The sequence below is a fragment of the uncultured Oribacterium sp. genome (assembly GCF_902481605.1).
GTDB classification, from domain to species: domain Bacteria; phylum Bacillota; class Clostridia; order Lachnospirales; family Lachnospiraceae; genus Oribacterium; species Oribacterium sinus.
On the sequence record NZ_CABSXI010000056.1, the window covers coordinates 1 to 14609 of the forward strand.

A 14609-nucleotide genomic window follows, 5' to 3' on the forward strand; every position below is an offset into this window, starting at 1 on the left:
GTAGCAGGGGCTTATAGCCTCGAGCAAACCACCCGTTTGACGGGTGGTAGTGATTTTGTTCATCTTCAAGTTTTCTTATTTCCAGTTATTTATTTTTTCCAGCGTTTTTATTTCTATTCATCCATTAATTCAAGCAAACATTCATTTATTTGCTTATTTGTCTATTTATCCGTTTAATTTCAAGCATTCTACAGTCTATTCATTTTAATTCCAAGCATGCTACGTTCTGTACTTTTATTTTCAAATATTCTGTCATTGATTTTTTTTCAAGTATTCTGCAATCTATTCATTTTTTAGAAAGGAACTTCTTATGCCTAAATTTAGTCTATCTTCCTTGAAACAGGGGAAAATTATTTTATTGCTCCTGATGTTTATGCTTCTGGGTTTTTTATTTTTCATGAATCAGGAACGGGAAAGAAAAATTATTTATAAGGGTGCGGCGGGGGAAGAGAAAGAAGCGTTTTTAGCCCGAGGTGCTTATGAAAGCTTAGAGGTAAAGAGCAAGGAAATGCTGCCGGTAAATCAGGGAAAAACGGCAGAAGAAAAGAAAGAAAAGCAAGAAGAGAATAAAAAGGAGAAAAAAGAAGAGAACCCGGAGATTAGTAAAGAAGAAAGTAAGGAAGAAAGCAAAGAAGAAAGTGAAGAAGAAAGTGAAGAAGAAAGTAAAGTAGGAAGTAAAGCAGAAAGTAAAGCAGGAAGTAAAGCTGAAATCGGAGTGGATGGTGAAAAGACAAATAAAGAAGCCGGCATAGAAGACAGTCCAGAGAAAATTCAGCAAAATCGGGAGGAAAAGAAAATCAATATCAATACCGCTACGGAGCAGGAGCTGGAAAGCTTAAAAGGAATTGGTCCCGCCACGGCAAAAAATATCATCCGTTACCGGGAGGAATACGGCGGATTTTCCAGTATTGAAGAAATTAAGAATGTAAAGAGAATCGGAGAGAAAATATTTGAAAAAATCAAGGCGGATATCTGTGTATAACAAAGGCCGGCGAATAGTTGACATGATTTTGTAAGCTTTATCCCTTGTGCTTTTCTGCTTTGCCCTTTATGATGAAAATGTTTTCCTTTATTCTGAGAGAATAAAGAGAAAAACAGCTAAGAGAAAAACAGCTAAGAGAAATTGAGATGCGAAGGAAAGAGTGAAATTTTTAATAGGAAGAGATAGTCCTTTCTTTTAAAAAGTTAAAACATTATAGGAAGAAGCAATCAGGGAAAGATGAGAAAAAGAATGGGAATCAAAAAAAGCCTGTGCTCTATGGTTTTATTACTATCCATATTACAGAGTACATTGATTTATGCAGAAGAAAGAGTTTACGGAATTTCAGACTACGGTCCGGTTTCCGTTAATGGAAATGGTGTAGGAAGAGGAAAGGATTCCACCTACCAGTATATTGAAGACCTTCTTTATAATAATCAGGGGAATACCGGGGCAGGAAACAGTGGATCTGCAAATTACGGCGGAAACAGCCCGGCAACCAATCCGGCCAGTGCCTCCTCTCAAAATACAACGAAGAGTGGCGGCCAAAATACGGCTGTTACCCAGGAAAGAAAGTGGAATTTGGCAAAGCTCTCGGGGAATGGGCAAACCAAGTCTATCGGCTCAGAGGTGAATGCCAATTATGCAGTGGTTTTTGACTTGGATCAAGGTACAATCTTAGGAGAAAAGAACAGCTCCGTAAGCATGAATCCGGCCTCTATGACGAAAGTGATGACTTTACTTGTGGCGGTAGAGAACCTTCCGGATTTAGAGAAGAAGATTACCATTACCCAGGATATCGTGGACTATGTGAAGGCAAGAGGAGCCAGCAACTGCGGTTTTGTGGCAGGGGAACAGGTTCGGGTAAAGGATTTACTCTATGGGGTAATTCTACCCTCAGGAGCGGATGCCGTATTGGCTCTGGCGAAGGAAATTGCCGGTTCTGAAGCCGGATTTGTAGCTTTAATGAATAAAAAAGCCCAGGATTTAGGACTATCCTCAGACTGTAAATTCCAAAATGCCACAGGGCTATATCACAGTACCCATCATATGAATGTAAAGGATATTGGAGAAATTATGGCGGCGGCTATGCGAAATTCCTTAGCCCGAGAGGTTCTTTCCACGGAGAACTATCAGATTCCTGCCACCAATAAGCATGGGGACGGTATTAAGCTGACGAACCTGTTTGTACAAAGAATAAAAGGGCAGGATACCGGAGGCGCCAGTGTGACTATGGCGAAAACAGGTTTTGTTCGTCAATCTATGTTTTGCGCTGTCAGTAGCGGAAAAGGAGCAAATGGAAAGAATCTTTTGGTGGTAACCGGCTACAGCTCCAGCACCTGGCAGTGTATTAAGGATCATGCAACCTTGTATAAGCGTTTCGGATAGATGTAAAGGGGAGAAGCTATGCCTATTAAAGTACAGAACCATTTACCTGCAAAGGACATATTGGAGAAGGAAAATATTTTCGTCATGGATGAACAGAGGGCGGTATCTCAGAATATTCGACCTCTGCATATTGCCATTCTCAACCTGATGCCCTTAAAGGAAGACACGGAGCTGGATTTACTTAGGGTGCTTTCCAACTTCCCGATTCAGACGGAAATCACGCTGATGAAGATGGAATCCCATGTTTCTACCCATACCAGCTCCGTTCATTTAAATACCTTTTATGTTAATTTTTCTTCCGTGAAGGAAGAGTATTTTGACGGCTTAATCATCACCGGAGCCCCGGTGGAGAAGATGCCTTTTGAAGAGGTTGGATACTGGAAAGAACTTACGGAAGTTATGGAATGGTCCAAAACCCATGTGTTTTCCACTTTCCATATTTGTTGGGGGGCCCAGGCGGGGCTGTACTATCATTATGGAATTCAGAAAGTGCCTTTGGAGAAGAAATTAAGCGGAATCTATTCCCATAGGGTTCTTCATAGGAAGAAAATGCTGATGAGGGGAATGGATGATGAGTTTTGTGTTCCCCAATCCCGTTATACCGGACTGGATGAAGAGGCGGTTAAGAAAAATAAAGAGCTTTATGTGGTGGCGGATAGTGAAGAGGCGGGAAGCTACTTGATTTTGGCCTGCTCTTCCCGCCAAATTTTTGTTACCGGTCATTCCGAGTATGACCGTTATGACTTGGATAAGGAGTATAAAAGAGATTTGGCAAAAGGAATCAATCCGGAGGTTCCGGTGAATTATTATCCTGATGACAATCCGGAGAATACCCCGATTTTATCCTGGCGCTCCAGCTCCAACTGTACCTATAGTAACTGGTTAAATTTTGTGTACCAGGAGACTCCCTATCGTTTGGAGGAAATGCGACCGGTTTCGGAGGACAGTTATCTTCGGGATGACCATAGAAGTGAAAGAGACAGTACCGTAAAGTCTGCCGATTAAGGAAACAAATAGTGACAGAAGCAATGAGTACAAGTAAAGGAGAAAATTATGGATGCAGTAGAACGTTTGATTCGCTACTTAAAGATTGATACGGAATCCGTACCGGATCAGGAAAAGATTCCTTCCAGCGAGAAGCAGTTTGATCTGGCAAGAGTCCTGGAAGCGGATTTAAAGGAGCTGGGCGTAAAGGATGTACAGTGTACCGACCATGCCTATGTTTACGGGAAAATTCCTTCCAATTTATCGAAGGAAGAGCAGGAAAAGACTCCTGCTTTAGGTTTTATTGCCCACATGGATACTTCTCCCTCCGCAAGAGGGAAGAATGTGGAGCCCAGAATTGTAAAGGATTATGACGGAAAAGATATTGCTTTAAACGAATCGGAAGTTCTTTCTCCGAAGGTATTTCCAAAGCTTTTAGAAGCAGTAGGACAGGATTTAATGGTGACCAACGGAAAAACCTTGTTGGGAGCGGATGATAAGGCAGGCGTTGCGGAAATCATGGCTATGGTGGAATATATTCAGACCCATCCGGAGTTTCGTCATGGAGATATTTGCATAGGTTTCACACCGGATGAAGAGGTTGGAGCAGGTGCAGACCTCTTTGATGTTCCTCTTTTCGGAGCAGAGGTGGCTTATACCGTAGACGGCGGCACCCTTGGAGAGGTGGAATATGAGAATTTTAACGCTGCCGGCGGAAAGGTGAAGATTCATGGGGTGAATGTTCATCCCGGTTCTGCAAAGGATAAGATGATGAATGCCAATCTTTTGGCGATGGAGTTTAATGCTTTACTACCAAATTGTACACCTGCCAACACAGAAGGGTATGAAGGTTTCTTCCACCTGTGTTCCTTTGTGGGAGAGGAAAGTCTGGCTACTTTGGACTACATTATTCGTGACCATGACTGGGAGAAATTCCAAGAAAAGAAGAGAATTTTTCAAGAGGCGGGAGAGAAGCTGAATCAGAAATACGGAGAAAAGGGTGCACATTTTTCCGTAGAAGTGAAAGACAGTTACTATAATATGGTGGAAAAGGTTCGCCCCCATATGTATTTGATTGATGTGGCAAAAACTGCCTTTGAAAAAGAGGGAGTTACCCCGAAGGTCTGCCCCATCCGTGGAGGTACAGACGGTGCCAAGCTTTCTTTTATGGGCTTACCCTGTCCCAACCTGTCTACAGGAGGAGAGAACTATCACGGTATTTATGAATATCTGAATCTTAATTCCTTCAAAAAGATGATTCCGGTGCTTTTAAAGATCTGTCAGGAAATGATTGGGAAAAAGAGCTAAGAGAAAGGACCTTCGAGTATACATTCGAAGGTCCTTTCTTTTATCATTATAGACTGCTTTGTCGTCCATCACTGGAATCCCTTTATGAAGGGACTTTTTTACAAGTTCTGTAGGTTTATCCTACTCGTCTTGTTTCTTATACTATATTCTTTTGTATGCTAAGCGTCTCACTTATCGCTTATCCATATTTTAAAAAGTAACCCGCTTGCTTTTCTTACGATTCATTCCTCCTCTATACTAATGCTCCTTCTCTGAAACATTCGTATCGGAATTCCCTTTCCTCTTATCTCAGAGAAGAGAGCTCATCGTCACTGTTTTCATCATGGATGCTGTACATCCGATAGCATTCCTTAGGAAACTCTATGCTTCCTTATCGGGAAATGCTTAATATTCAATTGTCTTATCTAGCCATTGGTTTGTACCACCTTTTTCCGAATCGCTTCTCTATAATTTCAAAATGGAATTTCACCATGATTTTATATATTTAAAGCGCTTATGATGGGAAACCGATTCTATTGGAAACCTGTTCTTTTCAGAAAATAAGAAGAAAGTCTTCTGCAAACCGATAGCATAATTCCCGCTATACAAGAGTTAAGTTTTCTCTACTCAGTTAAGTCTCCAGTAGAAGTACTGTTCTTCGTCCATTGGATTGTACCTCTCTTTCTTGATTATAGTTCGCAAACCTTCCGTTTGCACTTTGCAAATCTCTAACTCTTTCTCTTCGAGCTAAAGATTTTTTGCTGTTATTTTCTTTCTTGTGCCTATAGGATAGCACAAAAAATTTCTTTTGTAAAGGAAAATTAAATAAATATTATTTTTATTTTTGCGAAAAAAGAGACGATAAAAAAGAACTTTTCTCTTTGTAAATAAAATTTATCGTATTAATAAAACTAATTTTCAACAATCCGATTTATAGAATCCTCTTGTTTGAAAATCGATCCCGGAGAAAAGGGAAACTATAGACGGGAAGCTTTGTTTTGCCGTAGAATAGCATATGGAGTTCAGTTAATACTTCGTATGGAGAGGAATAAAGCTATGTTTCGTTATGAAGAAATTAAAAATCCGGAATATTATCAGGAAAATGTCCTTTTGCCCCATTCGGATCATATTGCCTACCGTAATGCTACGGAAGAAAAGCTGGGGAAAAGCTCCCTGCGAAAAAGTCTGAATGGATTATGGAAGTTTCATTATGCAAGGAGAATAGAAGACAGTATTCCGAATTTTGAAAGTTCGGAGTATTCCTGTAAGGACTGGGAGGATATTGTGGTGCCTGCCCATATTCAGTTGGAGGGATATGATGCACCTCAGTATGCCAATGTGCAGTACCCCTGGGAGGGGCATGAAAGCATCCGTCCGGGAGAAATTCCCCGGCATTTTAATCCGGTGGCTTCCTATGTAAAATACTTTATTCTGCCGAAGGAGTGGGGAAATCAGCCGGTGCGTATCTCTTTTCAAGGGGTGGAAAATGCCTTTGCCCTGTACTGTAACGGAGCTTATATCGGTTATCACAGCGATTCCTTTACTCCTGCTGAATTTTCTCTTGAGGGCTTTTTAAAGGAGGGAGAAAATAAGCTGGCTGTTCAGGTTTACAAGTGGTCTGCAGCCTCCTGGTGTGAGGATCAGGATTTCTTCCGTTTTTCCGGAATTTTCCGGGAGGTATATCTTTATACCCTGCCTAAGTTGCATTTTAAGGACCTGCATCTTCGGACAGAGATGAGCAGGGATTTTAAAGAAGGAAAGCTTTATTTTTCGGGAAAAATCGAAGGCCGAGAGAAAGAAACAGAAAAAGAAACAGAAAAGGAAACAGAAAAGGAAACAGAAAAGGAAACAGAAAAGGAAACAGGGAAGGAAGAAGGAAAGGGAATTCTTCGCTATAGCCTTTTTGATGGGGGAGTCTGCCTTCCCAAGGGAAGAGGCTTTGCTGTAGAGCAAAAGATTGTTTCTAAAGGAGAAATCCCTGTATCGGGGGGAATGAGCGTTTCCGAAGAAAAAAATGCTTTGGATTGCAAAACGAAGCTTTCTCAAAAAGCCGGGGAAGAGTTTACAAAAATCCATCAGGGATTTCCTTACAGTACCGTGGAATTTTCTATTTCACTGGAAGCTCCCAAGCTTTGGTCTGCGGAACAGCCTAATCTCTATACCTTGGTTTTGGAGCTTTGTACGGAAGAGGGAGAAGTACTGGAATATATCGTGGAAAAAGCGGGGTTCCGTCATTTTGCCTTGGAAGACGGACTGATGAAAATCAACGGAAAGCGCATTGTTTTTAAGGGAGTAAACCGACACGATTTCAGCAGCTTAACGGGAAGAGCAGTAAGTGTTTCGGAGATGGAGAAGGATATCCAAACCATGAAGCGAAACAATATCAATGCCCTTCGTACCTCTCATTATCCCAACAATTCCGCCCTCTACCGTTTGGCGGATGAGTACGGCCTTTATGTAATGGATGAGTGTAATATGGAAACCCACGGCAGCTGGGACACCTATGCCTTTACAAAAGATATAGACTATGTGCTTCCCAAGGATAAAAAAGAATGGGAGGCCATGCTTTTACAAAGAATTGAAAATATGTGGCAGAGGGACAAAAACCATCCCTCCATCCTGATTTTCTCCTGCGGAAATGAAAGCTTCGGTGGATCTGTCATTCATGAGATGGCAAAACGTCTTCGCAGCTTGGATTCCTCCAGACTGGTGCATTATGAGGGACTCTTTAATGACCGCTCCTATCCGGACAGCAGTGATATGGAAAGTCGAATGTACCCACCGGTTACGGAAATCAAAGACTATCTTTCCAAGCACAGGGAAAAGCCCTTCCTGCTTTGTGAATATGCCCATTCCATGGGGAATTCCTTAGGGGCTTTGTATAAGTACACGGAGTATGCGGAGGAGGAGCCTTTGTTTCAGGGAGGCTTTATCTGGGACTATGTGGACCAAAGCCTTTGGAAGAAAAATCGTTACGGTGAAAAATTTTTAGCCTATGGGGGAGATTTTTCCGACAGGCCTTCGGATTTTCAATTCAGTGCCAACGGCATTGTTTTTGGGGGAGATAGAAATCCAAAGCCCCAGATGCAGGAAGTGAAATATCTCTACCAAAATATCTTTTGTACCTTGGAAGAGGATGAGATTTTGATAAAGAATCGTTCTCTTTTCCAATCCACTTCAGAACTGGATTGTAAACTATCTCTTTATCGTTACGGAAAGCTTTGGAAGGAGTGTTTGTTGGAGACAAATGTTCCGCCCCAATCTGAGGGGAGAATCCCTAATCCGTTTTTAAAAGAAGAATTGGAGGGAGAGTATACTCTCCGGATTAGTTTTCATTTAAAGAAGGATAGTTTGTACGGAGAAAAAGGCTTGGAGATGGCCTTTTCGGAAAGAACCTATACGGTGGAGAAAAAAGAGACTTTGAGGCTGTATCTGTTGGGGGAAGAACAACAGGAGGAACATTGGGTGAGAAGCTTGGAGAAGCTTTTGGAAGAGTGGGGAAGTGCTTCGGAAGTGATTCCGGAAGACTTTCAGATTCTTTCCTCGCCCCATAATATTGGTGTACGAGGCAGTTCTTTTGAGGCAATCTTTTCTTTGATTCAGGGCGGGCTGGTATCCTACCGATATGGAGGAAAAGAGTATTTGGAGGCCATGCCAAGACCTAATTTCTGGCGTGCTCCCACCGACAATGACACGGGAAATCTGATGGCTTTTCGCTATGCTCAGTGGAAAACAGCAAGTCAGTATTTAAGTACAAGAAGCCCTGAGGCAAGCCTGATGTTGGAAAAACCGCAAGAGGTACTGATGAAAATGGAGAAGGATTGCTTCCTTATTCGTTACAGCTATCATTTGCCTACCAATCCGAGAAGCAGCTGTCAGATGCAGTACAGCGTTTTCCCGGATGGAAAAATCAGCGTAAGTCTGGACTATAGTCTGCCCAAGGAGGGAAATCCTGTTCTTCTGAAACAACTGTCTGAACTTCCGGAATTTGGGGCTCTCTTTACTCTAAATGCGGATTTGGAAAACTTTTCCTGGTACGGCTTGGGAGAAGAGGACTGTTATGCCGACAGAAAGCATGGCGGAAAATTGGGCATTTATCATGGGAAGGTAAGGGATAATTTTGTCCCCTATGTTTTCCCCCAGGAGTCCGGAAACAAGGCGGAGGTACGACTGGCGACTCTCACTGATGAGAAGGGTAGGGGCTTAGTTTTCTTAGCAGAAAATGAAGAGGGGCAAATGAATGTTTCAGCCCTGCCCTGGACCCCCCATGAAATTGAAAATGCCTGCCACGGTTATGAACTTCCTCCGATTCATCATAGTATCCTGCGTCTTTCCAAGGCTCAGATGGGAGTGGGAGGAGACGATAGCTGGGGTTCCCATACCCATGAGGAGTTCTTGGTGAAGGTAAAGGATAGGATTCATTTCAGCTTTTCCTTTATGGGGATTTGCTAAAGCGGAGTTACAATCCTTTTTACGAATATAGGGAGATACCTTCTCTTAAGGCTTTGAATTATGCCATTTTTAGAACGGCTATCAAAAATTTAGAAATAATCTACGAGGATATAGAGGGAAATACTCTATATCCTTATTTTTTAAGAGAAAATGACGAAATATCCTGTATAGAAATGTTTCTCCCTGTTCAGGGCGTTTTTCACTTGCTTATTTTTGGAAATACTTTGTTTTTTCCGGAAATAGGCTGTAGTAAAGGAGGCAATATGCTGGAAAATGTGCGTGCCGTAGGAAAGGATTCCTACCAAAACAAGATTTTATCCAAGGTTGAGAGCGGAAAAACCAAGGAAAGCCAAAAAGTGGATAAACAAGCCTCCGGCAAGGAAGCGGAGCTTGCAAAGGCTACAGGAGGGAAAGAAGCTGTAGTACAAAAAGACAGCTTGGAGCTATCCGGTAGAGCGAAGGAAGTGGCAGCCAAGGGGACACAGGCGACTAGGGCGGAAAAGACGAAAGCACTGAGTGCCGAGGAGGGACTTTCCGATAAGGCGAAAACCTACTTAAAGAATCTGCGCCGTTCTCGAAATTTTGTGGATTTTCGTATTGCGGAAAAGGGAAAAGAAAATGATGCCTTAGCAGGAAAGAGCAATAAGGAATTTACCGTTGTTTTAAGCAATGAAGAAATTGAAAAAATGGCAACGGATAAGAAATTTGAAAGAGAGCAATTAAATACATTGGATCAGACCGTAAAGTCTATGCTTATGGCACAGACAGGGATAGGCAATAACAATGGCGCAAACAAGACCAATGTGGAAGACATTAAGAGTATTGCGGCAAAAACCCAAGAGGACGGTACCACCATGTTGATTGCCAGCTTAGAGAAGAGTACAAGCTCTGTCAGAAAGATTGCAGAGGAACAGGATAAAAAGCGGGAAGCGAAGAAACTGGAAGAAAAGCAGGATGCTAAGAGAGCGGCCGAAAAGGAAGCACTTAAGGAGGATAAAAAGTCCGAGAAGGCACAAAAGTCAGGGAAATCCGGAAAGGTAGAGAAGACGGATTCCAAGGATAAACTTTCCGATAAAGAAAAAGCGATAAGGGAAACAGAGGACCTTGAAGCTGCGGAAAAAACAGCTGTAAAACGTGTGGAAGTAAGGGGAAGAACCATAGAAGAGCTTATGGAAAACATGAAAAAGCTGGATTGGACTAAGGTTCCGGTGACAGAATAAAGGGATAGCTCTCTTATTTTATTGTAAAATGAAATAGGGCAGGCAATTTATTATTTGCTTATATAAATTTTATTTTTGTTTATAATTAAAAAGATTCATGCTATACTTCCTCCTTGTAAGGGTTGAACTATCTTTAGGAGGAAGCATGGCATTTTTTTCATTTTTGGATCAGAAAAAGAAAAAGGATGCACTTAGGGAGCTTGCAAAGGAAAGAAAGAGAGGAATTCCTGCAGAACGGCTGGAAAAGGCCAACGGGGAAATCCATCTTCGGCTTTTGCAATCTCCTTTTTTTCTGGAAGCGGAAAGGATCTTCTCCTATGTGAGTATGGAAGGGGAGGTGGACACCAGAATTATTTTGGAAACGGCATTACAAATGGGGAAAAGAGTATGTGTTCCCCGATGTATTCCGGGAAAAGAGCATCTGATGGAGGCGGTAGAGATTCATAGTATGGAGGAACTGATTCCCCAGACCTATGGAATTTTAGAACCAAGGAAAGAACTCCCTTCTTCTACGGACCGGTGCTTTGACTTGTCTTTGATTCCCTGTGTAATGGCGGATCAAAGGGGGGGAAGACTGGGGCATGGAGCAGGCTACTACGATCGATTCTTGGAAAAGAGCAGGGGGAAAAAGCTATGTTTATGCTTTTCCTGGTTACTTTACGATAAGATTCCCATGGAGAAAACGGATATCCGCATGGATGCACTATTAACAGAGGAAGGCTACTTTGCATTTCATTAAGAATCTTTCACAAAATACGAAAAAAATTTCTGTAAGAAATGCCAAGTTGTAATCTGTTAAAAAAATAGCTAGTATTAGTGAAGTCAAAAAATTAATTTGTTCCCAAAAAAAAATTTTGGTCAGGAGGGGCGAAAATGGGTGTAGAACAAAACAAAATGGAAGAGTTGTTTAAATGGGATGGAAAGCCTGATGTGGCACCTACCATTTCTTTGGCGCTACAGCACTTGGTGGCTATGATTATCGGTTGTGTAACACCGGCGATTATCATCTCTAATGTAGCAGGATTGGAAATTGGACAAAGAATTATCTTGATTCAGGCATCCTTAACCATGTCTGCAGTCTGTACCTTCTTACAGCTCTTTCCCTTAAAGAAGGGCGTTTTCGGTGCCGGACTTCCTATGATTTTAGGAATCAGCTTTGCTTATCTTCCCAGTATGCAGGCCATTGCCAAAGATGGCGGTGGAGTAAGTGCTATCGTTGGAGCAATGATGGTTGGTGGAATCGTTGCTGTTGTAGTAGGAATATTTGTTAAGAGCATTCGTAAATTTTTCCCACCACTGATTACCGGAACAGTAGTATTTACCATTGGTTTATCCTTGTATCCAACAGCGGTAAACTATATGGCCGGCGGAGTAGCAAACAGAATGCAGACTCTTGCTGAAAAAGGGATTACCATTAATCCTGCACTGTACTACGGATCTTGGCAGAACTGGTTGGTAGCATTTATTACCTTAATTGCTGTAATGTGCTTTAGTATCTTTGGTAAGGGCATTTTCAAGTTAGCGTCTATCCTTTTAGGTATGCTTGTAGGATATCTTGTGGCTCTTGGTTTTGGGATGATTTCCTTTGACAAAATTGGAACCGCTTCTTGGTTTGCGCTTCCTCACTTCCTGCCATTCGGTGTTTCTTTCAATGCACCTGCTTGTATTTCCATTGGATTGCTTTTTGCCATTAACTCCATTCAGGCTATCGGTGATTTTACAGCAACTACTATGGGTGGATTTAACAGAGAGCCCAGTGATGACGAGTTGCGCGGCGGAATTATTGCCTACGGTGCTACTAACTTCCTTACAGCATTCTTTGGAGGTCTTCCCACAGCAACCTATTCTCAAAATGTGGGTATCGTAATTTCCAATAAGGTAGTAGCAAGAAGGGTATTTGCAACTACAGGTGTATTTATTTTGATTTGTGGACTGTGCCCTAAGTTCTCTGCATTACTTACCACTATTCCTCAGTGTGTTTTGGGAGGAGCTACCATTACTGTATTCTCTACCATTGCGATGACCGGAATTAAGTTGATTACACAGGAACCATTAACTGCTCGTTCTACTACAGTAGTAGGTCTTGCGGCTGCTATCGGAGTGGGTATTGCGCAGGCTCCTGCATCCTTGGAATTGTTCCCGACATCTTTTACTATGATTTTCGGAAAGTCTCCTGTAGTTTTGGCAACCATCATTGCAGTATTCTTGAATATTGTATTGCCAAAGGAAGAGAAAAAAGCTTAATTGCATACAATCAATAGGGGCTGTCTAAGGCCCAAAGAAAAAGTGCTCAGACATATTCTGAGCACTTTTTTGCCTATTGTAGGAGCAGGGATAGATCTGGAGGCAGTTCCCGTTTAAAAAACATTTTTTCTTTCCCAATCGGATGGGTAAAGGAAATGGAGTAGGAGTGGAGTGCCTGACGGGACAAGCCTATATTTTGTGAAACAATACTTTCTTCATTGCCGTAAAGACTATCCCCCAGTAAGGGACAGGAGAGGTAAGAAAGATGGACACGAATCTGATGGGTCCGGCCGGTGGCCAGCTGAAGCTGCAGAAGAGAATAGTTGTTATTGGGAAAATAGTTTAAGACATTAAAATAACTTAGGGCTTCCTGTCCTTTTTGAAAATCCACGGTTCTCAGCATTTTTTCTTCTTCTACTCTGGCGATAGGCGCAGATATGGCAAAGGCATAATCAAATTCTTCTTTTTCGCTCTCATGAACCCGTCTGAATCCAGGAACATGACCGAGGGAAAATTCGGGATTTCCCTGACAAAAAGCCAGATAGCTTCTTTGAATACGTCCTTCCTTCATGTCTTTGTTTAGAATCGATGCCGCCAGACGATTTTTTGCCAGAAGGATTAAACCGCTGGTGTCCAAATCCAACCTGTGGATAAAGTGGCAAACAAAAGAAGATGCAGAAGAATTCTGCATCTGATAAAAAACTACGGCACCGGCTAAAGTCTTTTCAAAATGTCCGGGAGAGGGATGACAGGGAAGTCCTGCAGGCTTATTTAGCAGCAGGATATCCCGGTCTTCATAAACAATATCCAATGGGAAATCATAGGGCGGAGCACTGTTCTCTTCCTCCGGGGGAAGGTAGACAGACAGGCAATCCCCCTCCGCCAAATGATCTACGGTAAAGGCCCATTGACCATTTTTTTCAATCCCGTAATGCTCAATTTCCTCCTCAAAAAAATGAACTCTCTTTAAAGCGGAAAGAAGGCTTTTGGTATAGCCCTGTTCCAGAAGAAAAGCTTCGATCGATTTGTTTGCAAAATCTTTCGGAACGGTATAGGTAAAAAGAGTAGGAATGCTCATGCGTTAAAAGGAAAAGGTTTCTGCCAGAGGAAGCCAGAGCTCATCCTTTTCGGAGAGAAGAAGGGGACTGCCGTCTTCCATGGTGTAACCGTCTTTTTTCGCATTTCCGGCATAAGTACCCTTTAACTCCGGCCACTGAATGCCGATACTTGGATCATTCCATGCCAGACCGCCTTCGTCTCCGGGATGGTAGAAATCTGTTACCTTATAGGCAAATTCCGCGGTATCGGAAAGTACAAGGAAACCATGGGCAAAGCCCTCCGGAATATAGAACATCTTTTTATTTTCTTCACTAAGGGTAATACCGAAATGCTTGCCGTAAGTTTTGCTGTTCTTTCTTAAATCTACAGCCACATCATAAACTCTTCCTTTTAATACGCGAACAAGTTTTCCCTGGGGATATTGCTTTTGAAAATGCAGTCCCCGTAATACACCCTTTACAGACATACTCTGATTGTCCTGTACAAAACGAAGATTAAGTCCCTGCTCCTTAAAATCTCTTTCATTGTAGCTTTCCATAAAATAGCCTCTGCTGTCCTGGTGGATGGTGGGAGTGATAATACATAATCCCTCAATGTCCGTTCTTTCTACCTGAATCTGTCCCATGAAATTTATCCTTTCTCCTTTGTAGTAAGTAATAGAAAATAAAGTGTTTCCTTTTTTCTCATAAATAGTAATAAACTAAGAAATACCATCGATATTTTAGCATAAAAAAATTTTTTCACATAATACTTATTTTTTAATATTTGTCTCCGATATATATCTTGTAGCAAGGATAAAACCAAAAAACTTGCCACAAATCATCTCTTCCTTTGGAAGAGGACACCGGTCTTCGGACCCTAACAGCCAAAAGGCAAAAAAACAGTCGAAAGACAAAAAAGGCGACACAAGAAGTTTTTTCTCTGGCGCCGGAGGAGAAACTTTGCATAGGACAGGGAGGTTCTGGCATGCCGAAATCAGGAGGATATTACTATGG

General features: G+C 42.0%; 10 protein-coding genes. 8 read left to right on the forward strand and 2 right to left on the reverse strand.

What is annotated here, in order from left to right:
• Positions 1–310 precede the first annotated feature (310 nt).
• From RDQ32_RS08760 to RDQ32_RS08795, 8 genes are all read left to right on the forward strand, one after another.
• Positions 311–982, forward strand: a complete 672-nt coding sequence (locus tag RDQ32_RS08760; RefSeq protein ID WP_304070552.1) for a ComEA family DNA-binding protein — start codon at positions 311–313, stop codon at positions 980–982.
• A gap of 249 nt (positions 983–1231) precedes the next feature.
• The gene (locus tag RDQ32_RS08765) at positions 1232–2368 is read left to right on the forward strand and encodes a D-alanyl-D-alanine carboxypeptidase (RefSeq protein WP_308580067.1); all 1137 of its coding nucleotides are present in this window, start codon (positions 1232–1234) and stop codon (positions 2366–2368) included.
• An 18-nt stretch (positions 2369–2386) separates the two neighbouring features.
• Complete coding sequence (gene metA / locus RDQ32_RS08770; RefSeq protein ID WP_183683348.1) at positions 2387–3373, forward strand: homoserine O-succinyltransferase; 987 nt, start codon at positions 2387–2389, stop codon at positions 3371–3373.
• A 48-nt stretch (positions 3374–3421) separates the two neighbouring features.
• A complete protein-coding gene (gene pepT, locus RDQ32_RS08775) occupies positions 3422–4660 on the forward strand; it encodes a peptidase T (RefSeq protein ID WP_308580068.1) in 1239 nt (412 codons plus the stop codon).
• A gap of 1035 nt (positions 4661–5695) precedes the next feature.
• Positions 5696–9091: a glycoside hydrolase family 2 TIM barrel-domain containing protein gene (locus RDQ32_RS08780; protein WP_308580069.1), complete on the forward strand. Its 3396-nt coding sequence runs from the start codon at positions 5696–5698 to the stop codon at positions 9089–9091.
• Positions 9092–9354: 263 nt separating this feature from the next.
• On the forward strand, positions 9355–10311 hold the full coding sequence (locus RDQ32_RS08785) for a DUF6033 family protein (protein ID WP_308580070.1): 957 nt from the start codon (positions 9355–9357) through the stop codon (positions 10309–10311).
• A gap of 145 nt (positions 10312–10456) precedes the next feature.
• Positions 10457–11050 carry a 5-formyltetrahydrofolate cyclo-ligase gene (locus RDQ32_RS08790; protein WP_308580071.1) on the forward strand — a complete coding sequence of 198 codons (594 nt, stop codon included), beginning with the start codon at positions 10457–10459 and terminating at the stop codon, positions 11048–11050.
• A gap of 134 nt (positions 11051–11184) precedes the next feature.
• On the forward strand, positions 11185–12555 hold the full coding sequence (locus tag RDQ32_RS08795; protein ID WP_308580072.1) for a solute carrier family 23 protein: 1371 nt from the start codon (positions 11185–11187) through the stop codon (positions 12553–12555).
• Between the two features lie 73 nt (positions 12556–12628).
• On the opposite strand, the gene RDQ32_RS08800 is transcribed toward RDQ32_RS08795, so the two are convergent.
• Positions 12629–13633 (reverse strand): RluA family pseudouridine synthase, encoded by a 1005-nt coding sequence (locus RDQ32_RS08800; RefSeq protein WP_308580073.1) that lies wholly within the window; start codon positions 13631–13633, stop codon positions 12629–12631.
• A 3-nt stretch (positions 13634–13636) separates the two neighbouring features.
• Positions 13637–14239: a dTDP-4-dehydrorhamnose 3,5-epimerase gene (rfbC, locus tag RDQ32_RS08805; RefSeq protein ID WP_308580074.1), complete on the reverse strand. Its 603-nt coding sequence runs from the start codon at positions 14237–14239 to the stop codon at positions 13637–13639.
• Positions 14240–14609 lie beyond the last annotated feature (370 nt).

Coding starts and splice junctions, on each gene's coding strand:
- RDQ32_RS08760 (WP_304070552.1), top strand. CDS start 311: ATGCCTAAATTTAGTCTATCTTCCTTGAAACAGGGGAAAATTATTTTA.
- RDQ32_RS08765 (WP_308580067.1), top strand. CDS start 1,232: ATGGGAATCAAAAAAAGCCTGTGCTCTATGGTTTTATTACTATCCATA.
- metA (WP_183683348.1), top strand. CDS start 2,387: ATGCCTATTAAAGTACAGAACCATTTACCTGCAAAGGACATATTGGAG.
- pepT (WP_308580068.1), top strand. CDS start 3,422: ATGGATGCAGTAGAACGTTTGATTCGCTACTTAAAGATTGATACGGAA.
- RDQ32_RS08780 (WP_308580069.1), top strand. CDS start 5,696: ATGTTTCGTTATGAAGAAATTAAAAATCCGGAATATTATCAGGAAAAT.
- RDQ32_RS08785 (WP_308580070.1), top strand. CDS start 9,355: ATGCTGGAAAATGTGCGTGCCGTAGGAAAGGATTCCTACCAAAACAAG.
- RDQ32_RS08790 (WP_308580071.1), top strand. CDS start 10,457: ATGGCATTTTTTTCATTTTTGGATCAGAAAAAGAAAAAGGATGCACTT.
- RDQ32_RS08795 (WP_308580072.1), top strand. CDS start 11,185: ATGGGTGTAGAACAAAACAAAATGGAAGAGTTGTTTAAATGGGATGGA.
- RDQ32_RS08800 (WP_308580073.1), bottom strand. CDS start 13,633: ATGAGCATTCCTACTCTTTTTACCTATACCGTTCCGAAAGATTTTGCA.
- rfbC (WP_308580074.1), bottom strand. CDS start 14,239: ATGGGACAGATTCAGGTAGAAAGAACGGACATTGAGGGATTATGTATT.